The sequence below is a fragment of the Micromonospora humidisoli genome (assembly GCF_016900955.1).
GTDB lineage: Bacteria > Actinomycetota > Actinomycetes > Mycobacteriales > Micromonosporaceae > Micromonospora > Micromonospora wenchangensis.
Genome location: NZ_JAFEUO010000003.1, coordinates 78,431 through 97,994, shown reverse-complemented (window position 1 = coordinate 97,994; position 19,564 = coordinate 78,431). Strand labels below are relative to the sequence as shown.

The 19,564-nt window shown below is 72.0% G+C and carries 20 protein-coding genes; 4 read left to right on the top strand and 16 right to left on the bottom strand.

What is annotated here, in order from left to right; all coding sequences use genetic code 11:
* Positions 1 to 43 precede the first annotated feature (43 nt).
* Positions 44 to 781, bottom strand: a complete 738-nt coding sequence (locus tag JQN84_RS11070; RefSeq protein WP_204958307.1) for a hypothetical protein — start codon at positions 779 to 781, stop codon at positions 44 to 46.
* A gap of 164 nt (positions 782 to 945) precedes the next feature.
* On the opposite strand from JQN84_RS11070, the gene JQN84_RS11065 reads away from it, so the two are divergent.
* Positions 946 to 2,163, top strand: coding sequence for an arginine deiminase (locus tag JQN84_RS11065; RefSeq protein WP_204958306.1), 1,218 nt, complete (start codon positions 946 to 948; stop codon positions 2,161 to 2,163).
* 77 nt (positions 2,164 to 2,240) lie between these two features.
* On the opposite strand, the gene JQN84_RS11060 is transcribed toward JQN84_RS11065, so the two are convergent.
* The 12 genes from JQN84_RS11060 to JQN84_RS32565 all read right to left on the bottom strand — a co-directional run bounded on the left by JQN84_RS11060 (position 2,241) and on the right by JQN84_RS32565 (position 14,708).
* Positions 2,241 to 3,122, bottom strand: coding sequence for a DUF5926 family protein (locus tag JQN84_RS11060; protein WP_204958305.1), 882 nt, complete (start codon positions 3,120 to 3,122; stop codon positions 2,241 to 2,243).
* 53 nt (positions 3,123 to 3,175) lie between these two features.
* Positions 3,176 to 3,622: an ATP-binding protein gene (locus tag JQN84_RS11055; RefSeq protein WP_372445963.1), complete on the bottom strand. Its 447-nt coding sequence runs from the start codon at positions 3,620 to 3,622 to the stop codon at positions 3,176 to 3,178.
* A 54-nt stretch (positions 3,623 to 3,676) separates the two neighbouring features.
* Entirely contained in the window at positions 3,677 to 5,134 is a 1,458-nt protein-coding gene (locus JQN84_RS11050) for a sensor histidine kinase (RefSeq protein ID WP_204958304.1), read from the bottom strand.
* Between the two features lie 116 nt (positions 5,135 to 5,250).
* Positions 5,251 to 6,042 (bottom strand): glycerophosphodiester phosphodiesterase, encoded by a 792-nt coding sequence (locus JQN84_RS11045; RefSeq protein WP_204958303.1) that lies wholly within the window; start codon positions 6,040 to 6,042, stop codon positions 5,251 to 5,253.
* 10 nt (positions 6,043 to 6,052) lie between these two features.
* The gene (locus JQN84_RS11040; protein WP_204958302.1) at positions 6,053 to 6,388 is read right to left on the bottom strand and encodes a rhodanese-like domain-containing protein; all 336 of its coding nucleotides are present in this window, start codon (positions 6,386 to 6,388) and stop codon (positions 6,053 to 6,055) included.
* Between the two features lie 76 nt (positions 6,389 to 6,464).
* Entirely contained in the window at positions 6,465 to 7,406 is a 942-nt protein-coding gene (locus JQN84_RS11035) for an LCP family protein (protein ID WP_204958301.1), read from the bottom strand.
* A 197-nt stretch (positions 7,407 to 7,603) separates the two neighbouring features.
* Positions 7,604 to 8,812 carry an LCP family protein gene (locus JQN84_RS11030; RefSeq protein ID WP_204958300.1) on the bottom strand — a complete coding sequence of 403 codons (1,209 nt, stop codon included), beginning with the start codon at positions 8,810 to 8,812 and terminating at the stop codon, positions 7,604 to 7,606.
* A gap of 254 nt (positions 8,813 to 9,066) precedes the next feature.
* Positions 9,067 to 10,290, bottom strand: coding sequence for an LCP family protein (locus JQN84_RS11025; protein ID WP_204958299.1), 1,224 nt, complete (start codon positions 10,288 to 10,290; stop codon positions 9,067 to 9,069).
* Positions 10,291 to 10,367: 77 nt separating this feature from the next.
* Positions 10,368 to 11,345, bottom strand: coding sequence for a GDP-mannose 4,6-dehydratase (locus JQN84_RS11020; protein WP_204958298.1), 978 nt, complete (start codon positions 11,343 to 11,345; stop codon positions 10,368 to 10,370).
* A gap of 161 nt (positions 11,346 to 11,506) precedes the next feature.
* Positions 11,507 to 13,180, bottom strand: a complete 1,674-nt coding sequence (locus JQN84_RS11015) for a monocarboxylic acid transporter (protein WP_204958297.1) — start codon at positions 13,178 to 13,180, stop codon at positions 11,507 to 11,509.
* Positions 13,158 to 13,529 carry a DUF485 domain-containing protein gene (locus tag JQN84_RS11010; protein WP_204958296.1) on the bottom strand — a complete coding sequence of 124 codons (372 nt, stop codon included), beginning with the start codon at positions 13,527 to 13,529 and terminating at the stop codon, positions 13,158 to 13,160. The genes JQN84_RS11015 and JQN84_RS11010 overlap by 23 nt, the downstream gene beginning before the upstream one ends.
* Before the next feature lie 294 nt (positions 13,530 to 13,823).
* Positions 13,824 to 14,708, bottom strand: a complete 885-nt coding sequence (locus tag JQN84_RS32565; RefSeq protein WP_372445979.1) for a flavin reductase family protein — start codon at positions 14,706 to 14,708, stop codon at positions 13,824 to 13,826.
* Between the two features lie 435 nt (positions 14,709 to 15,143).
* On the opposite strand from JQN84_RS32565, the gene JQN84_RS10995 reads away from it, so the two are divergent.
* Genes JQN84_RS10995 through JQN84_RS10985 form a run of 3 tightly spaced genes read left to right on the top strand, consistent with a single transcriptional unit; the run spans position 15,144 to position 16,602 of the window.
* Positions 15,144 to 15,929, top strand: coding sequence for a helix-turn-helix domain-containing protein (locus JQN84_RS10995; protein ID WP_204958295.1), 786 nt, complete (start codon positions 15,144 to 15,146; stop codon positions 15,927 to 15,929).
* The gene (locus JQN84_RS10990; RefSeq protein WP_204958294.1) at positions 15,926 to 16,141 is read left to right on the top strand and encodes a DUF397 domain-containing protein; all 216 of its coding nucleotides are present in this window, start codon (positions 15,926 to 15,928) and stop codon (positions 16,139 to 16,141) included. Before JQN84_RS10995 ends, JQN84_RS10990 begins: the two co-directional genes overlap by 4 nt.
* The gene (locus JQN84_RS10985) at positions 16,132 to 16,602 is read left to right on the top strand and encodes a nuclear transport factor 2 family protein (protein ID WP_204958293.1); all 471 of its coding nucleotides are present in this window, start codon (positions 16,132 to 16,134) and stop codon (positions 16,600 to 16,602) included. Before JQN84_RS10990 ends, JQN84_RS10985 begins: the two co-directional genes overlap by 10 nt.
* Here JQN84_RS10985 and JQN84_RS10980 read toward each other — a convergent pair.
* The 3 genes from JQN84_RS10980 to JQN84_RS10970 are packed head-to-tail and all read right to left on the bottom strand — an operon-like array spanning position 16,529 to position 19,556.
* Positions 16,529 to 17,119 (bottom strand): SRPBCC family protein, encoded by a 591-nt coding sequence (locus JQN84_RS10980; protein WP_239485258.1) that lies wholly within the window; start codon positions 17,117 to 17,119, stop codon positions 16,529 to 16,531. The genes JQN84_RS10985 and JQN84_RS10980 overlap by 74 nt on opposite strands.
* Positions 17,119 to 18,807: an ABC transporter permease gene (locus JQN84_RS10975; protein ID WP_204958292.1), complete on the bottom strand. Its 1,689-nt coding sequence runs from the start codon at positions 18,805 to 18,807 to the stop codon at positions 17,119 to 17,121. The genes JQN84_RS10980 and JQN84_RS10975 overlap by 1 nt, the downstream gene beginning before the upstream one ends.
* Positions 18,792 to 19,556: an ABC transporter ATP-binding protein gene (locus JQN84_RS10970; RefSeq protein WP_204958291.1), complete on the bottom strand. Its 765-nt coding sequence runs from the start codon at positions 19,554 to 19,556 to the stop codon at positions 18,792 to 18,794. Before JQN84_RS10970 ends, JQN84_RS10975 begins: the two co-directional genes overlap by 16 nt.
* Between the last annotated feature and the right edge of the window lie 8 nt (positions 19,557 to 19,564).

Below are 19,564 nucleotides of genomic sequence, written 5' to 3'. Positions count from 1 at the left end.
GGCATGTCGGGGGGACCGGCACCGCGGGGCGTCGCCGGTGACGTTACCGGCGACCCGCCGGCTTGTCAGCGGCCGTTCGGCCCTCGTCGTACCACCGGTAGTCGCCGGTGGGACGGTACGTGCCGTTGTGCCAGGTCTGCGGGGCCTGGGCGACCCGGGACAGCTTCTCGGCGGTGGCCGGGCTGATCCGGTTGCCTCCGGCGACGAGGAGCCGGTCGAGCTCCCGGTGGGTCGCCATCATGCAGTCCTTCGGCAGGCCGTAGACGCTGATGACGCCGGAGCCGACGAAGGTCAGCACCGGCGTCACCGGGATCGGCAGCCCGACCGCCTGGCTGAGCGCCTTGCTGGCCCGCTTGGCGTCCCGCCGGGCCTCGGCCACGTACGGCGGGCGCTTGCCGTTGATCTGCACCACGTCCCCGGCGACCAGCACCCGGGCCCGGCCGTGGTCGGCGATGCTGACCGCGAAGAGCCCGCTGGGGCCGATGGCGAGGAACCCGGCGCGCTCGTCCTGCCCGTGGTCGCGCAGGACGTCGGAGACGTCGGTGCGCGGCCACTCGATGACGTGCCAGGCGGGACCCAGGTGGTCGAGCTGACCGAGCGCCCGCGCCCCGGCGGCCTCCAGCCGGCGGGCGCCCCGCTCGGCCCGGCGTCGACGTGCCCACTCCAGTGGGGTCGGACGGGCCGGATCGAGAGCCGCGGACCCGTCGGGACGGGGGTGCGGCACCGCCACGGGCGGCAGTGCCCGGGTGGGTACGGCTCGACGAGCGGGAAAGACAGTCATCGCGACCTCCGGCAAAAGGTCCCTCGAAAGTTATGTTCTCACTACCCTACGTCGCCACTGTGGGGGTTCGGCAAGTTGGAACGCCGGAATGAGTGCGGATGAATGCCATATTCATCCGCAGTTCTTCCGCTGAACATCGTTCATCACTGCCCTACGCTGCGGGGGTGACCCACTACGTGGACAGCGAGGTCGGTCGACTCGGCACGGTGCTGTTGCACCGACCGGGTCCGGAACTGGCCCGCCTCACCCCCCGCAACAACGACTCGTTGCTCTTCGACGCTATCCCATGGGTCGGCCGGGCCCAGGAGGAGCACGACGCCTTCGCCGCCGAGCTGCGCGGACGCGGCGTGGAGGTGCTCTACCTCGCCACCCTGCTCGCCGAGACGCTCGCCGTCGCCGAGGCCCGCGCCGAACTCACCGAGCAGGTGCTCGCGTCGCCCCGGCTCGGCGACACCCTGCGCCGCCGGGTGGCCGACCACCTCGCCTACCTCGACCCCGCCGGGCTCGCCGACGTGCTCATCGCCGGCCTCGCCCACGAGGAGGTACGGATCAGCGCCGAACGCCCCGGCGGTCTGGTCTGGACCATGATGGACCGGCACGACTTCGTCATCGACCCGCTGCCCAACCTGCTCTTCACCCGCGACTCGTCACTGTGGATCGGCGACCGGGTCGGGGTCACCAGCCTCGCCATGCCGGCCCGCCGCCGGGAGACCACGCTGACCGACGCGATCTACCGGCACCACCCCCGCTTCGTCGGCACCCGGACCGTCTACCACCCCGGCCTGGAACACCTCGAAGGCGGCGACGTGCTGCTGCTCGCCCCCGGCGTGCTCGCCGTCGGGGTGGGCGAGCGGACCACCCCGGCCGGCGCCGAACGGCTGGCCCGGCAGGTCTTCGCCGCCGGCCTGGCACACACCATGCTGGTGGTGCCGATCGCCCAGGAACGGGCCACCATGCACCTCGACACCGTGTGCACCATGGTCGACGTCGACGCGGTGCTGATGTACCCCAACGTGGCCAGCACGCTGTCGGCGTACACGGTGATCGCCGGGCCGGACGGCGAGCCCCGGGTGGACGGCCCTGCGCCGTTCCTGCGCGCGGCGGCCGACGCGATGGACCTCGACCAGCTCCGGGTGATCGACACCGGCCTGGACCCGGTGACCGCCGAACGCGAGCAGTGGGACGACGGCAACAACACCCTCGCCCTGGCCCCCCGGCTCTGCGTCGGCTACGAACGCAACGTGGAGACCAACGCCCAGCTGGAGCGCGCCGGCATCGAAGTCATTCCGATCGCCGGTTCGGAGCTGGGCTCCGGCCGGGGCGGCCCCCGCTGCATGTCCTGCCCGCTGGTCCGCGAGCCGCTGCACCCGGCGGCCGGCTGAACCGTCCCACCCGGGCGGCCCGAACCGACGGAGCCGGCGCACCGGCCCGCCCGGCGGGCCGAGACGGCAGGGGCTAGCTAGCGGAGGGTGAGCTGGCGGCCGAGCAGGCCCTGACGGGCCCGGCGGCCGGCGGCGTCCAACGGCTCCTTCTCGGCCAGCGCGTCGGCGTACCGCTCGGCGAACGCGGCCACCGGCTCCTCCCACTTGGCGGCCGGGACGTCCTCCGGCAGGTCCCACACGGGTGCCAGCCGGCCGTGCGCCCGGAACATGCCGGCGAACTTCGTGCCCTCGCCGAGGGTGAGCGCACCGGCGGCGGAGAGCCGGGAGAGCGCGTCCAGCGCGGCGTCCTCGTCGTCGCCGAGCACCCAGCGCACGTGCGCCTTCTCCGGCACCTGGCACCAGTAGGCGGCCCGTGCGGCGGCCAGCTTCACGGTCGGGTAGATCGCCGCGTTCGCCCGCTCCAGGGACGCCTGCACGGTCGGGTCGTCGGCCGCGCCGGGGTCGAGCCAGAACTCGAACCCGTCGTGCATCGTGATCTCCAGCGGGCCGTCCACCAGGATGTCCTGCAGGCGCGGGCCGGGGCCCGGCAGCGGCGGCACCGTCACCGCCCCGCCCGGCTCGGTACGCAACGCGCACAGCAGCGCGTCGGCCAGGTCCCGGGAGACGTCGCCGGACTGCTGGTGCCGCTGGAGGCCGATGAACACCCGGCCGTCCGGCTTGGTCATCGCCGGGGCGGCCATCGGCAGCACCGTCGCCAGGGTGACCGGGCGGTCGCCGTGCTCCTCGACCAGGTCGGGGGTGAGCCGCAGCGGTGCCGAGGCGGCCGGTACGAGTTCGCGCAGGGCGATCCACTCCGGCTCGTCCACCAGCCCCTCGAACGGACGGGGGACGAAGACGTCCCGGATCTTCTCCCGGCGGGGAGCGGCCTCGGCGCGCTGGTTCTTTCGACGCTTGCTCACGGCGAGACAGCCTAGAGCCCGACGGGCGGCGGTGGGGGAAGGACCCGCCCCGCTCAGCCGGCGGCGACCAGGTCCGGCCGGCAGTCGGCGGGGTCGAACTCGGCCCAGACGCTCTGCCCCAGGCCGTCCCGGTCGACCCCCCAGCGGCTGGCCAGGCCGGCCACGATGTGCAGGCCCCGTCCGTCGACGGCGTCCGTGCCGGCGGCCCGCATCCGGGGGCCGGCCCCGGCGCCGCCGTCGGTCACCCGGACGGAGACACCCGGCCCGGTCCGGGTCGGACGCAGCCGCCAGGCGACCCGGACCACCCCGCCGGGCAGCGGGTCGGCGTGCCGGACCGCGTTGCCGACCAGTTCGGCCAGGACGGCCACCAGATCGGCGAGGAGCGGCGGGGGCACCAGGTCGGCCAGTTCGTCGGCGAGCCGGTGCCGGGCCAGCCGCGCGCCGGTGGGGTGGTGGGGGACCACCACACACCACGAACGCTCGACTCGTCCCGTCGACACTCCGGCTCCTTCTCGGCCCGTGCCCGCGGTGGGTCGTCCGGCCCACCTGGCGGCTCACCCGCGGGGGAGCCGCACCTCTGCGACGGTACCGCCACCGTCGCGTGGACGTAGGGATACCCATCCATTCTGCTGTTCAACGATCCGGCGGACGAGATAGAGGCCGAGTCCGGCACCCGGATAGGCCCGCCGGTCGCCGGACTCGCCCTGCCAGAACCGGTCGAAGGCGCGTTCGACGTGTTCCGGCCGGATGCCCACCCCCCGGTCGGTCACCCGGAACGACACGGTCTGCCCGTCGGCCGAGGCGAACACCTCGATCGGGGAGTCCGCCGGTGCCCACTTGCCCGCGTTGGTGCACAGCTCGGTCAGCACGGTGGTCAGGCTGCGCCGGTCCCCGAGGGCCTTGGGCAGGTCGGCCGGCACGTGCAGGAACAGGCGTCGACGCAGGTCGCCGGGGAGGTCCAGGACCGCCGCGCGCAGCGCCTCACCGAGGTCGAACGGGACGGCCGGCTCGTCGTCGGAGCGTCCGTCGGTGGCCGAGGTGAGCAGCCGGTCGACCAGCCGGGCGAGTTCGTTGGCCCGTTGACCGATCACCCGGGCCGCCTGCCGCCGGTCGTGGTCGGTCAGCGACTCCCAGTGGTCGGTGAGGGTGTCGGCGTACCCCTTGATGACGGTGACCGGGGTACGCAGCTCGTGGCTGGTCACCGCGACGAAGAGGTCGCGGTCGGACTCCCGGCGTCGCTGGTCGGTGATGTCGCGGAAGGTGATCACCCGCAGCGTGCCCGGTCCGACCAGCTCACCGGCGGTGATCCGCAGCCACCGCCCGTCCGGGAGCTGGTGGTCGAGCAGCTGGCCGGCCGGGGGGAGCGGGAACGGCAGCGGCCGGTTCATCGCGTCCCCGGCGCTGCGCCCGGTGACCTCGGTGGCGGCCGGGTTCCACAGCCGGACCCGACCGTCCCGGTCGACCACGGCCAGACCGTCGGCCAGCGCCGCGACGACCGGGCCGTCGCCGTGCACCGGCAGGCCGCTCTGGTCGCCGTACATGTGGGCGATGCAGGAGGCGAGGTAGCCGAGGGTGGCGTGCTGGACGCGGTCCTCGGTCTCGTCGTCGTCGGTGTAGAGGGCGTGCAGGGTGCCGACGGTGAGCCCGTTGAGTTCGGCGCGGGCGACGATCATGCGGCGCAGGCCGTTGCCGACCAGTTCCGCGGCGAGCGGACCGTCGAGATGGTCCAGCCGGGCCTGGCGGACCCGGGGCCCGGTGAGCAGGCAGACGGTGGCCGGGTCGGAGGCGGGCAGCGGACGGCCGATGGTCCACTCGGCGCAGCCGCTGGCGGCGATCACCCGGCCACCGGTCGGGGCGAACTCGACGAAGGCCACGCAGGCCGCGCCGAGCGTGGGGCGGGCCGCCCGGAGCAGCGAGGTGAGCACCGGCAGTCCGGCCTCACCAGAGTTGATCATCTCGATCACCGCGCCGTGGTCGGTGATGAGGGCGGCGAGGTCGGGGCGTTCCGGCATGCCCCGAGTCTGCCCCGTACCGGGCGGTTCGGGCACCCCCCGCAGGTCACCCGGCTCGGGCAGCCGGTGCCGACCCGAACCCCCGGCGTCGGCCGGGGGCCGGTGTGCCCCGGGCGTCACCGGCCCAGCCGGGCCAGGGTGTGCGCGGGCCGGTCGGTGATCACCCCGTCCACCCCCGCGTCGAGGACCAGCTCCAGGTCGGTGGGCTCGTTGACCGTCCAGACGTACACCGGGTGGCCGGCGGCGCGCAGCGCGGGCACCAGCCCCGGGCGGGCCCGGACCAGGCCGATGCCCGGCCCGGCGATCCGCGCCCCGAACGGCAACCGGCCGAGCCGCAGCCAGCGCGGCAGCACCTCCAGCAGCAGCACGGTCGGCAACGCCGGGGCCAGTTCGCGGACCCGGCGGACCGCCAGCGGGGAGAACGACATCACGGTGACCTGTACCAGGTCGTCCGGGCGCGGCTCGGCCAGCCCGTGCCGGCGCAGCATGGTCACCAGCCGGCGCTCGACGTCTCCCCGGTAGCGGGACGGGTGTTTGGTCTCCACCAGCAGCCGGACCGGGCGGCCGGCGTCGCGGACGGCGGTCAGGAGCCGGTCCAGGGTGAGCAGCCGGGTACGGCTGTCGTCAGGTGCCACGCCGCCGTCGTCCGGCGCGCAGCCGGGATGCCAGGAGCCGAAGTCCAGGGTCTCCAGCTCGGCCAGGGTGCGGGCGCTGACCAGGCCGTGACCGTTGCTGGTCCGGTTCAACCGCCTGTCGTGTACGCAGACCAGGTGCCCGTCGCGGGTCAGCCGGACGTCGCACTCCAGCCCGTCGGCGCCCTCGTCGAGGGCCCGCAGGTAGGCCGCCAGGGTGTGCTCGGGCAGGTCGGCCGACGCGCCCCGGTGCGCGAAGACCAGTGGATCAGCCATCCTCCGCTGCTCAGATGACCTGGCCGGGCTGCCCGTCCCCGGTGACGACCGGCCTGCCTACGGCCGCCCACTGCCGCATCCCGCCGTCGGCGTTGCGGACCTGCTCCCAGCCGTTGCCGAGCAGGTAGCCGACGACCTGGGCGGAGCGCCCGCCGGAGCGGCAGATGACCGCGACGTCGCGGTCGGTGGGCACCTCGGCGAGCCGGGCCGGCAGTTCCATCATCGGTACGTGATGCGCGCCGGGCGCGTGGCCCGCCGCCCACTCGTCGTCCTCGCGGACGTCGAGCAGGTAGGTTTCGTCGTCGATCGCGGTCACGGGGACACTGGGAACCTGGGATCCGAACACGGTCGAAAGCCTAGATCCTCGGTGCCGTCGGCGGCACGTCGGCGCTCGGCGTGGCGGCCTGTCGACGGTGGGACGGTCAGAGCCGGTTGACCCAGCGCGGGTTGGCCCGTGACCACTCGGGCAGCCGGTCGGTGCGGACGGCGTCGAAGAGTCCGCCGCCGCCGTTGTCGAGCACCACGTACGAGATGCCGTCGATGGTCTGCGGGTAGGACGGCAGCTGCACCCCACGTAGCGCGTCGGCGGGCAGCGACCGCAGGGCGAACAGCAGTTCGTCCAGGGGTACGCCGTTGGTGTCGACGGTGAGTGCGCTGCCGACCGCCCGCAGCACCCGGTCGAGTTGCACCGGGTCGGTACGCAGGTGGGTCTCGCCGGCGCGGTCCATCATCGCCCGCAGCATCTGTTGCTGGTGCCGCTGCCTGTCGTAGTCGCCGTTGGGCAGGTCGTAGCGCTGCCGGGCGTAGTCCAGCGCCCGTGCGCCGTCCATCTGCTGGCAGCCGACCGGGAAGAGGACGCCGGTGTGGATCGAGCGGACCTCGGTGTCGACGCACATCCGGATGCCGCCGAGCAGGTCGATGACGCGTCGGAAGCCGTCGAAGTCGACCAGGGCCGCCCCGTCGAAGCGGATGCCGGTGAGCTGGTTCAGGGTGGCCGAGAGCAGGCGGGTGCCGCCCTCGCCTCCGCCGCCGTGCTCGTACGCTGCGTTGATCTTGTCCTGGCCCCCGGCGTAGCCGACGCCGTCCGGGGGAATGGTGACCAGCAGGTCCCGGGGGACGGAAATCAGGTACGCCTGCCGCAGGTCGGGTGGCACGTGCACGATCAGGATGGTGTCCGACCGCTGGTCCGGCCCGGATGCGCCGGGGCGTTGGTCGGAGCCGACGATCAGGTAGTTCAGCCCGGCTTCCAGTTCGGTGCGGGCCTGCCGGGCGTCGGGGGCGAGCAGTTGTTCCTTGCTGACCGTGCGGTCGTAGCGGTGGGTGAGCAATCGTACCCCGACCACGGCGAGCCCGGCGAGCAGCACCAGGGTGAGGCCGACGCCGAGCAGGACCCGTGGCCAGCGTGTCCGGCGTCGGACGGGCGGCGGTGTGCCCCGCCCCCGGTCGGATCGCGCTGACCTGGCCGTGACGCCCTCCCCGTGGCCGCAACGTGAATATCTCTCACGTCAGGCTACGGTCGGGTGACCGGCTCCCGGGCCGGTTCGCCGTGACTACCGGCCGGTCACTTGCGGGTGGACAGCACGCTCGGGTTGGCGTAGACGAACTCGCCCAGCTTGTCTTCCTTGATCGCCTGGAACATGTCCAGGGTCTGCTGGCTGAGCGCCTCACGGTTGTTGGCGTTGCCGTTGAACGTGCCGCCGTTGGTCCGCAGCATGGTCAACTCGTTGGCGGTCACCCCGCGCATGGTGAACACCAGGTCGGCCACCGGCACGCCCCCGGTGTCCAGGATGAACGCCTTGCCGGCCGCCTTGATCAGCTGGTTGACCTTGACCGGGTTGGTCAGCATGCCCTTGTCGGTGGCCTTGCGGGCCATCGCCTTGATCAGCTGCTGCTGGTTCTGCTGGCGGTCGTAGTCGCTGTTGGGCAGGCCGTAGCGCTGCCGCGAGTAGTCGAGCGCCTGGAGGCCGTTCATCTCCCGGCAGCCCTTCTTGTAGACCACCGGGGTCATCGGCCGGCCGGTCTTCTTGGCGTCCGCGTTCCACATCTGCTTGCCGTCCACGATCATCATGTGGTGCGACTTCACCTCGTGGCTGACGCAGATGCGCACCGTGCCGAGGGTGTCGATGACGTTCTTGAAGCCGCCGAAGTTGATGATCGCGGCGCCGTCGAAGCTGACCCCGGTCATGTTCTTGATGGTCTGGGCCATCAGCTGCGCGCCGCCCTCCCAGCCGCCGCCGTTGCGCGCACCGGCCTGGAACGCCGCGTTGATCTTGTCGGTCCCGCCCTTGAAGCCGCTCTTCTTGAACGCCGGGATCTGCGCCTCGGTGTCCCGGGGGATCGAGACCAGGTACGCCTGGTCGTGGCTGGCCGGGATGTGCAGCACGATGATGCTGTCCGAGCGGACGTCGTCGGCGGCCCAGCGCTCCCGGGCGTCCACGCCGAGCAGCAGCATGTCGATCGGGCCGTCCAGGTTGGCGCCGCCCTCGGCCTCGGTCTTGCCCGCCCCGCCGAGCAGGTTGCGCTGGGCGATGTTGCCGGTGGCCTGACTGATCAGCGCCTTGCTGCCGACGATCGCCACGCCGCTGGTCAGCATCAGCACCGCGCCGAAGACCACGGTCAGCCGGGCCCACAGCGGGTCCTTGCGCCGGGTGCGCTTGCGGGCCGTACCGGAGGGCCGACCGCCGCGACCGCCAGATGACGGGACGGCGGCCGACGCCCGGTAGGGGTCGGCGCTCAGCGACGATGGGCGGGGGCTGGTCTGAACCGGCATGCGTGCTCCAGCTCGCGTGATCGGGGGGCGGGACCACTTTACGTACCGCTTCCCGGCAAGGCGAGGTCGTCACACGCACAAATCCCAGACAACCTGACCTTTAGCCCCATGATTCATCCGTTCGGGCGAATCGATGCGACCGGACGGCCGTTGGCGTCCGATGATCAAGCGGTCCGGAAACGACCTCTGATGACGTCCGTCGAAATCTGCCTGACACACATGGGGGCGGACCGCGCCGGCCCGCCCCCGCCCCGTCAGTTGCCGGCGGCCGCCTTCTTGTCGGCCGCCACCCAGTCCGCCATCGTGTCGGCCGACATCGCCTTGAACATCGCGAGCGCCTTCTCCCGGTCGGAGACCACCACCGACTCGCCGTTGATGGTGTCGCTGCCGAGGTTCGGGCTGGTCAGGAACGTCAGGTTCTCCCCGCGCAGGTTGCGGAACTGGATCGCCATGTCGCCGAGGGAGAAGTCGTTGTCGACGGTCACCGCGTCGGTCACCGACTGGAGGAACGCGTTCAGCTTCTTGGGGTTGGTCAGCGTGCCGGTGCTCGCCGCCTTGTCCATCAGCGCCCGCAGGAACTCCTGCTGGTGGCGCATCCGGGCGAAGTCGCCCTGGGGGAACTGCTTGCGCTGGCGGATCCAGTCCAGCGCCGTCGCGCCGTCCATGTGCATGGTGCCCTTGGTGAACTTCCGGTACGGCTTGTGGATCGAGGTGATGCTCTGGTCCACCTTCAGGTCGACCCCGCCGAGCGCGTCGGTGACCTCCTTGAAGCCACCGAAGTCGATCGCCATCACGTTGTCGATCCGGACGTCGGTGAAGCACTCCACGGTGCGGACCGCCAGCGGCAGGCCGCCGAAGGCGAACGCCGCGTTGATCTTGGCACGCTGACCGGAGTCGCACGCCGCGCCCGCGCTCTCGGGGATCGGCACGTACAGGTCACGAGGGATGGAGACCAGGTAGGCCTCCTGGTGGTCGGCCGGGATGTGCATGACGATCAGCGTGTCCGCCCGCCACTCGCCCGGCTTGTCGACAGCCGCGTCCGGGTCCCGCGAGTCCGTTCCGACGAGCAGGATGTTGAGCGCCCCGTCGACCGCCTTCGCCGGCCGGCCGCCGGTGATCTCCGAGAACGGGTCGGTGCGGGCCAGGTCCTCGTTGAGGTTGCGGGTGTAGAACCAGGCCCCGATCCCGCCGAGCAGCGCCACCACCAGCACCGTCACCCCGGCCACCAGGGCGATCCGCCCCCAGCGCGGGCGCGGCCCGCGCCGGCCGTAGTTCCCCGGCCCGCCCGGCCCCGAGGGTGTGCCGGGGCCGCCCGGTCCGCCCGACCGGGGCTGGTTCTCCTGGTACGACGGGTACCACTGCGCGTCGGACTGCCGGGCGGGCCCGGTGGAGCCCCGGTCGGCACCGGGCACCGAGGCCCGGCCCGCGCTGCGGTGCAGGTAAGGGAGCGAGGCGCCGGCTGACGAGGTCGCTGACATGCGTTTCAGCGTACGTAGGCAGGTCGAGCGTTCGCCGAATGTGAAGCCCGTCGACAGCCCCGCGTGGCGCGGGGGAGCTACCCTAGCCGGTCGCGGAAATGGTCGATGGTGCGTCGCAGGCCCTCTTCGGGCGAGACCTCCGGCTGATATCCGAGCAGGTCCCGGGCGAGGGTCAGGTCGGGACGGCGCATCTCCGGATCGTCCGCGCTTCGAGTGACGTAGGTCACCTGTGACGTGCTGCCGGAGAGTGACACGATCATCTCAGCGAGTTGCCGCATGGTGAGTTCGTGTTCGGTGCCGCAGTTGATCGGGCCGGTCTGCGTCGAGTCGAGCAGCAGCAGGATGCCGCGCACCAGATCGTCGACGAAACAGATCGAGCGGGTCTGCTCGCCCGTGCCGTGCACCGTGATCGGCTCGCCCCGCAACGCCTGGGAGATGAAGGTGGGGATCGCCCGGCCGTCGTCCGGACGCATCCGCGGGCCGTACGTGTTGAAGATCCGCACGATCGCCGCGTCCAGCCCCCGGCTGCGGTGGTAGCCCATGGTGGCCGCCTCGGAGAAGCGCTTCGCCTCGTCGTAGACGCTGCGCACCCCGATCGGGTTGACGTTGCCCCAGTACGTCTCCCGCTGCGGGTGTTCCTTCGGGTCCCCGTACGCCTCGGAGGTGGAGGCCATCAGGAACCGGGCGTCGTCGGCGACCGCGCGGTCGAGCAGGTGCAGGGTGCCCACCGAACCGACCCGGAGGATCTCCACCGGCAGCTTCGCGAAGTCGGTCGGGCTGGCCGGGGACGCCATGTGCAGGATCGCGTCGAACCGCTGCGCCAGGGCCGGGTGGTGGGTGGGCAGCCCGTCGGAGATGTCCGCCTCGACCAGGGTGAACCGGGGCTGCTCGGCCAGGTGCGCGACATTGTCCTTGGAGCCGGTGACGAAGTTGTCCAGCGCGACCACCGTGCACCCGCGTGCGATCAGGGCGTCCACCAGGTGCGACGGCACGAACCCGGCACCGCCGGAGACCAGGACGCGGTGACCGTTTCCGAACCGCTGGGCAACCTTCATGGCGGCCAGCCTACTTCTCCCCACCGCCCGGGGCCCGGTCGACCCGAGGCCACGGCGCGCCCGTAGCCTGCCCGTCCCCGCCCGGTGGGTGTCGCGTGCGGGGTGACCGACGGGTGGGCCCCCGACGCGACCGCTCGCGTCGGGGGCCCGGTGCCGGTCGTTCAGTGCGCGCCCGCGCCGGTGAGGGCACGCACCTCCAACTCGGCGTACTTGTCCTCGTCGTGCTCCTTGGAGATCACCGTGCCGATCCAGCCGCAGAGGAACCCGAACGGGATGGACAGCAGACCCGGGTTCGACAGCGGGAACCACTGCCAGTCGTGGTCCGGGAACATCGAGGTGGGTGCGCCGGAGACGACAGGCGAGAAGAACACCAGGAACACTGCGGAGACCAGGCCGCCGTAGATGGCCCAGACCGCGCCCGAGGTGTTGAACCGCTTCCAGAACAGGCTGTAGAGGATCGCCGGCAGGTTGCCCGAGGCGGCCACCGCGAACGCCAACGCCACCAGGAAGGCCACGTTGAGGCTCTGCGCGTAGATCGACAGGGCGATCGAGACCGCGCCGATGACCAGGGCCGAGATCCGGGCCACCCGGACCTCCTGCCGTTCGGAGGTCTGCCCCTTCTTGATCACGTTGGCGTAGAAGTCGTGCGCCAGGCTGGACGACGAGGCCAGGGTCAGGCCGGCGACCACCGCCAGGATGGTGGCGAACGCGACCGCCGCGATGATCGCCAACAGGGTCGCTCCGCCCAGGTCGCCGCCGAGGAAGGACCTGCCCAACTCCTCGGCGAGCTGCGGCGCGGCGGTGTTGCCGGCCTTGTCCTGCGCGACGATCTCCTTGCCGCCGACCAGCGCCGCCGCACCGAAGCCCAGGGCCAGCGTCAACAGGTAGAAGGTGCCGATGATGCCGATCGCCCAGAGCACGCTCTTGCGGGCCGCCTTGGCGGTCGGCACCGTGTAGAAGCGGATCAGGATGTGCGGCAGGCCGGCGGTGCCGAGCACCAGGGCGATGCCCAGCGACAGCAGGTCCATCTTGTTGTAGAAGGTCTGGGTCGAGTTGCCGGCAACCTCGACGCCGTAGCGAAGCCCGGGTTCGAGGAACGCGCTGCCCTTGCCCGACGTCGCGGCGGCGTCACCGAGCAGCGCCGACAGGTTGAAGTTGTACTTCGCCAGCACCAGCACGGTCATCACCAGCGCGCCGGTCATCAGCAGGAACGCCTTGACGATCTGGACGTACGTGGTGCCCTTCATGCCACCCACGGTCACGTAGATGATCATCAGGGCGCCGACCATGATGATGGTGGCGACCTTGGCGGTGTCGGCGTCCATGCCCAGGAAGGTCGTGCCCGGCTTGATCCCCAGCAGCAGCGCGACCAGGGCGCCCGCGCCGACCATCTGGGCCAGCAGGTAGAAGATCGACACGGTGATGGTGGAGACCGCCGCGGCGGTACGCACCGGCCGCTGGCGCATCCGGAACGCCAGCACGTCGGCCATCGTGTACCGGCCCGAGTTGCGCAGCAGCTCCGCGACCAGCAGCAACGCCACCAGCCAGGCGACCAGGAAGCCGATCGAGTAGAGGAAACCGTCGTAGCCGTACAGGGCGATGATGCCGGCGATGCCGAGGAACGACGCGGCCGACATGTAGTCGCCGCCGATCGCCATGCCGTTCTGGAAACCGGAGAAGGACCGGCCGCCGGCATAGAAGTCGGTGGCCGTCTTGGTCTGCCGGCTGGCCCAGATCGTGATCGCCAGGGTCACCGCCACGAACACCAGGAACAGGGTGATGGTCAGGTTGCGGGCGGTGCCGCCACCCGCCTCAACCGCGAGGACCGGATTCATGGGTCACCTCCCCGATCTCGGCGCGGATGCGGTCGGCGGTCGGGTCGAGCTTGCGGTCGGCGTACCGCGAGTAGAGCCAGGCGATCAGGAACGTCGAGACGAACTGGAGCAGACCGAAGATCAACGCCACGTTGATGTTGCTGCCGAACAGCTTCGTGCCCATGAAGTCCCGCGCGTAGGCGGAGAGGATCACGTAGAGCGCGTACCACAGGAAGAACGCGACGGTCATCGGGAAGACGAAGCTGCGCAGCGCGCGGCGCAACCCGACGAACTCGTCCGACCGTTGTACGGCCAGATAACGCTCCGCCGCCGAGTCGGCCGGGGCGGGCGTGGGTGTGTCCGTGGACATCTGTGGATCACCACCTTCACAGGCATCGGGAGTTTTGCGCACCGTAGAGAGCGGCCTGCCTGCGAGAAAAGGTGCAGATCGATCCCGGCAGTCCCCTGCGCCGAACGGTCCCCCACCTGCGCCCAGTGACCCACGTCACCCCGCTCACCGGCCCCGCTCCGGCCCGCTCCCGCCCCGCCCGCCCCGGCCGGCCGTGATCCACTCCCGGGGGTCGATGCAGCGGTATCCGGCCGCCCGTGACACCGCTGTGTCGGCGACATGGCGACGCCACCCCCTCCACCCGGGCGGCTCGGGTCAGGGAAGCTGGTGGTACCGGCCCCGATGGTGCAGGAGGGGCGGGGTGTCGGTGACGATCTCGACCGTCTCGATGGTCGCCTCGACGAGGAGGGCCCAGCCGTACTCCCGGGCGGTGTCCAGGCGGCAGCCGGCCCAGCTCCCGGCGTCGGCGGGCACCGGCCCGTAGGGCGTGTCGGTCCACGCGTCGGTGGCGAACAGCCCACCCGGCGAGGGGAAGAGCCCGGCGAACCGGTCGGCGAGCTGCCGGTGGGACGGCCCGAGCGGGGCCACCGCGAACCGGCCGGCCTCCTCGATCGCCGGCCACAGGTCGGCCTCGGGGTCGACCAGGCCGAGCAGCCGGTCCGGCTCACCCTCGGCGACCAGGGTGGACGACACGGTCAGCCCGGCCGGGCCGGGAGCGGTCCAGAGCGTCACCGGCGCGGCGAGCCGTCCCCGCAGCCGACGGGCCGGCGAGCGTTGCCCGGTCGGCACCGCGAACGGGTCGGTGTGGTGGATCTCGGCACCGGGGTTTGGATTCACGTGAAACATTGTGGCCCCCGCCCCGTCCCGCGTTGCCCGGTCGGGGCGAGCGACGGCCGCGTCTTCATGATCGTCTACGCCCGGGTGATCACGACACGCCGGTTCGGTGCCGCTCAGCCGTAGACGATCATCGGAGCTCCCCGCCGAGCGGGCGCGTGCCCAGCCGAGGAAGCGTTCGTGCAGGTCGGCCGGCTGGGCGTGGCCGTTGAGCTGGCCGAGGTGGTCGCCGGCCTCCACCATCAGCGCACCCAGGTAGAACAGCAGGGCGGTCCGCTGGCCCCGGTACTCGACCAGCAACGTGAGCCGGGCCGGCTGGCAGGGCCAGGGCGCGCCACAGGCCCGGCAGCGCCACAACGATCGCATCGCCACGTGCGGCACGAACCTTCTCACCACCTGCTCCACCCCCCACCGTGCCGACATCCCGGATACGCCAGGAAGGATCTCGGAGAGTTCCGGCCTCCCTGCGGGCCGTTTTCCGCCAAGATCCGGGCCACCTCGGGCGGGGAGTGTGAGTGCCGGTGGCCGGTGCGGTGCCGCGAGCGGCAAGCGGTGCCGAACGGGGTCGATGATCTCGACCGGGTGGGCCGGCGACGCGGATGCGGCACTGAAGCCTCCTTCGCGGGGTGGGGGTCGCCCCGGCCGGAGTTGACCGGGGCGACCCGCGCAGGACCGGTCGCCGGGACGCTCCCTCCACCGACCGGGCCGCGTGCCCTCCACCCTGGACTCGGCAGCCGGGGCAGGGGAGGATGCCAGCGGTTACTACGGAGCGCGTTCGCGTACTTACCAGATGGGTGAGTGATGGACTTCGAGATGTGGGTCCGGGCGTTGAAGGCGGCCAGGGCCGGTGCCGGAGTGTCCCAGGAGGGCCTGGCCGGCCTGGTCAAGTGGAGCCCGTCGTTGATCGCCGCGATCGAGACCGGTCGCCGCCGGCCGACAATGGAGTTCGCCGTCGCGGCCGACGAAGCCCTCGGCACCGGCGGCCTCCTCGCCGGCCTCCTCACCGACCACGAGGGGGAGCGGGCACCGTCATGGTTTCTGCCCTGGCAGAGCTACGAGGTCCAAGCGGTCCGGCTGCGTAACTTCGAGCCGTGTCTGGTACCCGGGCTGCTCCAGACCGAGGACTACGCCCGAGCCGTCTTCTCGGCCGGCGGGCTCCAGCGGGACGAGCGGGTGGAGGAACTGCTCGCGCTCCGGATGAGCCGACAGGCGGTACTGGGCCAGGACGACCCACCCGAGTGTGTCTTCGTCATCGACGAGAGCGCACTGCGGCGGTCGATCGGTGGGCCGGCGGTGATGGATCGGCAGCTGGGACGGCTGCTGGAGGCTGCTGAGCTGCCCCATGTGCGGCTCCATGTGCTGCCGCTCGATGCCGGCGCACACGTCTCGCTGGGCGGCGGGTTCGTGCTGGCAGAACTGCCCGGGAGCGAGCAGGTCCTGTGTCTGGACAACACCGCCCGGGGGCAGATCGCGGACCATCCGGAATGGATTCGACTGATGCTGCGCAAGTGGGAGAGTCTGTTGGGTGAGGCGCTGGCCGAGCGGACCTCGCTCGATCTGGTCAACAAGCTGAAGGTGACCCCATGACCTCTGACGAGCCATGCTGGCGGACCTCGTCGCGTTCCGACGACTCCGGTAACTGTGTCGAGGTGGCGGACAATCTGCCCGGGGTGGTGCTGGTCCGGGACAGCAAGGACCGCTGTGGCCCGACGCTCCACTTCACCCCCGACACCTGGCGTTCGTTCGTCACCTCGGCGGGAACCGCCACCGGGCTGAAGGGACGACGGGCGTGCCGCTGAGCGCCGATGACCGGCTGGCGATCCACGAACTCGTCGCGCTGCACGGCCACCTGATGGACGACGGGGCGTTCGACCGGTTGTCCGAGCTGTTCACCGACGACTTCGCCTACGACGTGACCGCCTACGGGTTCGGCGTCCTGCGGGGGTACGCGGCGTTCGCCGAGGCGGCGCGGGCCCTGGGCGACGGCAACCCGCTCGGCCACCACGTGACCAACGTCGTGATCAGCGAGGACGCCGACGGCACCGTCCGGGTCCGTTCGAAGGGGCTCGGCGTGCCGGTCGACGGCCCGGTGGGCACGGTGGTCTACGAGGACGTGGTCCGTCGGGTCGAGGTACAGCCCCCGGCAGGGACGGACGGTGCGCGGCGGCCGGCGACGGGCTGGCGGATCAGCTACCGGAGGGTGGTCCCGCGTCGTCGACCGCTGCATCCCGAGGGGCGGGGTCAGCACCCCGAGGGGTGAGGTCCGTCGCCCGGGGCGTGCCGTCCGTCTCGACGGACAGGGTGGCGCGGGCGGCGGCCAGCACCTGCGGGTCGGCGCAGCCGGCCGCGTAGCCGGCGATCCGGCGACGGATGTCCCGGGTGAGCAGCCAGACGCCGATCCGGTCGGCGACCGGCCGCAGGAAGGCCGGCCGGCAGCGGAAGCTGTACCGCCAGGTGGCGACCGTGTGCCCCGGCTCGGGTGCCGGGGCGAACCGCCAGCCACCGGCGAACATCTCGAAGAACCACGGGCCGCGCACCATCTTCATCCCCACGTTCGTCGGTGGGGCGAAGGAGACGTACTCGCTGACCATCGTCAGGCCGTGCCGGGACCGGGTGAAGGTACGCACCCCCTTGCCGGGGCGGGTGGCCCCGTCGACGAAGTGCTGCTCGCGGACGAACGGGTCCCACCGGTAGCGCACCGGCGCGACGGTCTGCGACACCGCGAACGCCACCTCCGGCGGGACCGCGACGGTGGTGACCGCCTCGACGACGGGCATCAGCGGCGGGGGGTGACGGTCGACAGCAGCTCCGGCATCCGGCGGTCCAGCAGGTCCCCGGCCAGGTACGCCCCGAGCAGCGCCGCCCCCACCCCGTACGCCGCGCCGACCGGCAGGGCCAGCCAGAGCCAGACGTCGCCGAGCAGCCCGGCCGCCACCACCATCGGTACGGCGGCAGCCGCCGAGCCGACCATGGACAGCAGGGTGAGCATGCTCTTGGCGACCCCGGAACCGCCGTTCATCGCGAACGGGTTGCTCGTCTCCGGCAGCGAGTACGCCCCGAGCACCGAGATGAACCCGTTGATCGCCAACCCCACCCCGTACGCGGCGAGCAGCGCGCCCGCCGCCACCCCGAACCATTCCGGCCGGCCGAGCACCCCGCTGATGACCAGGGAGACGACGCCGAGCATCGGCAGCACGTACACGGAGAAGGCGGTCATCCGGGCGCGCAGCTCCAGCCGACCCGGCACCCCGGCCACGACGTTGGCCGCGTAGGCGCTGCCGTCGAAGCCGAACTGGTTGGCCAGGGTCACCGAGGCGAGCACGCCGACGAAGAGCATCGAGATGCTGAGCAGCACCGGCGACGGGTCCCCGGTGGCCTCGAAACCCTCCTCGCCGACGGCGAATCCGGCGCCACCGAGGTTGACCATCACCGGGACGAAGATCCCGACGACCGCGATGGTGATCAGGTTGGCCCGTCGTCGGGCGTCCCGCCACCAGTAGCGGCACTCGCGGGCCACCAGCGCGCCGAACCGGTCCCGGCGGGCCCAGCCGACCGCCCGGGGGAAGAGTTGGGCGACCGCGCCGCCGGTCGGTGCCTGGCGGGCCTTGGCCGGGGCGGCGCTCGCCGCGCCGACCATCGCCGACTCCAGCGACCGGGACCACCAGAGCAGCAGCGCCCCGATGGTCACCGCGGTGATCAGCAGCTTGACCGGTACCGCCCAAGCCCGGCCCTCGGCCACGTCCAGGCCGATCGTCCAGGGTGCGCCGAACGGGGTCCAGCCGACGATCCGGGCCACCCCGACCAGCCGGTCCCAGTCGGCGGTGCGGACTGCGGCCAGCACCACGAGCTGCAACGGGCCGAGCAGCGCGGCGACCACGGCGAGTAGCACGGCGGCCAGGTCGCGCACCCGGCGGGACCGCAGCATGGTGGCGAACGCGCTGGTCACCGCGCGGCTGGCGGCGACGCAGAGCAGCACCCCGGCGACCACACCGACGGCGGCGACGACCCCGGCGACCGGGCCGCCGAGCAGCCCGGCGCTGACCACCAGCCCGGTGACCGCGACCAGCACCGCGAACACCGGGACGCTGACCAGGGCCGCCGCGAACAGCCCGGTGACCAGGGTGCGGCGGGACAGCGGCAGCAGGGCGAACCGGGCCGGGTCGAGGGTCTCGTCGACACCGAAGAAGACGAGCGGCAGCAGCAGCCAGCCGAGCACCAGCACCCCGCCGCCGAACGCCGCCGCCATCACCGCGTACCGGGGTTCGTCGGCGAAGCCGGGCGCGGCGAACATCAGGAAGCCGCCGGCCGCGAACCAGAGCCCGACCAGCACGCCGGTCACGAACAGGGCGATCCGCCAGCCCTGGCCCCGGAAGTTGTTGCCCATCACCCGCAGCTTGAGCCGGACGAAGTGGCGCGGGGAGACCGGGCGGACCCGCTCGGCGGGTGTGCTCACCGGGACAGCCACGCCAGCTCCTCACCGGTCGCCGTCCGGCCGCCGACGACCTCGACGAAGACGTCCTCCAGGGACCGGTCGCCACGTACCTCGGCGAGGGTGCCGACCCGCTTGATGGTGCCCTCGGCGAGGATCGCCACGTGCGAGCAGAGCCGCTCGACGACCTCCATCACGTGGCTGGAGAAGACGACGGTCCCGCCGCCGACCACGTACCGGTGCAGAATGTCGCGGATCAGCGCCGCCGACACCGGGTCGACCGCCTCGAACGGCTCGTCGAGTACCAGCAGCCGGGGGCCGTGCAGCAACGCACAGGCCAGGCCGATCTTCTTCTTCATACCGGCGGAGTAGTCGACCACCAGGGTCCGGCCGGCGTCGGTGAGGGCCAGCACGTCGAGCAGCTCCGCCGCCCGCTGGTCGACCACCGCCGGGTCCATGCCGCGCAGCAGACCGTGGTACGCCAGCAGCTCCGCGCCGCTGAGCCGGTCGAACAGCCGCACCCCGTCGGGCATGACGCCGAGCAGCCGTTTCGCCCCGACCGGGTCGCCCCAGACGTCGTACCCGAGCACCCACGCGTTGCCGTGGTCGGGCCGCAGCAGCCCGACGGCCATCGACAGCGTGGTGGTCTTGCCGGCGCCGTTGGGGCCGAGCAGGCCGTAGAACGAGCCGGCGGGGACGGCCAGGTCCACCCCGGCGACCGCCACCTTGCCGTCGAACTGCTTGGCGAGACCACGAAGTGCCAGCGCAGGGTGTTCACCAGTCATGCTCCGAC

Bases quoted from the DNA above. Each gene is read 5' to 3' on its own strand.
- JQN84_RS32565 (WP_372445979.1), bottom strand. From the start codon at position 14,708: ATGCGATCGTTGTGGCGCTGCCGGGCCTGTGGCGCGCCCTGGCCCTGC.
- JQN84_RS11045 (WP_204958303.1), bottom strand. From the start codon at position 6,042: ATGGCTGATCCACTGGTCTTCGCGCACCGGGGCGCGTCGGCCGACCTG.
- JQN84_RS11010 (WP_204958296.1), bottom strand. From the start codon at position 13,529: ATGTCCACGGACACACCCACGCCCGCCCCGGCCGACTCGGCGGCGGAG.
- JQN84_RS11020 (WP_204958298.1), bottom strand. From the start codon at position 11,345: ATGAAGGTTGCCCAGCGGTTCGGAAACGGTCACCGCGTCCTGGTCTCC.
- JQN84_RS11015 (WP_204958297.1), bottom strand. From the start codon at position 13,180: ATGAATCCGGTCCTCGCGGTTGAGGCGGGTGGCGGCACCGCCCGCAAC.
- JQN84_RS10995 (WP_204958295.1), top strand. From the start codon at position 15,144: ATGGACTTCGAGATGTGGGTCCGGGCGTTGAAGGCGGCCAGGGCCGGT.
- JQN84_RS10990 (WP_204958294.1), top strand. From the start codon at position 15,926: ATGACCTCTGACGAGCCATGCTGGCGGACCTCGTCGCGTTCCGACGAC.
- JQN84_RS11050 (WP_204958304.1), bottom strand. From the start codon at position 5,134: ATGCCGGAACGCCCCGACCTCGCCGCCCTCATCACCGACCACGGCGCG.
- JQN84_RS11030 (WP_204958300.1), bottom strand. From the start codon at position 8,812: ATGCCGGTTCAGACCAGCCCCCGCCCATCGTCGCTGAGCGCCGACCCC.
- JQN84_RS10970 (WP_204958291.1), bottom strand. From the start codon at position 19,556: ATGACTGGTGAACACCCTGCGCTGGCACTTCGTGGTCTCGCCAAGCAG.
- JQN84_RS11070 (WP_204958307.1), bottom strand. From the start codon at position 781: ATGACTGTCTTTCCCGCTCGTCGAGCCGTACCCACCCGGGCACTGCCG.
- JQN84_RS10980 (WP_239485258.1), bottom strand. From the start codon at position 17,119: ATGCCCGTCGTCGAGGCGGTCACCACCGTCGCGGTCCCGCCGGAGGTG.
- JQN84_RS11025 (WP_204958299.1), bottom strand. From the start codon at position 10,290: ATGTCAGCGACCTCGTCAGCCGGCGCCTCGCTCCCTTACCTGCACCGC.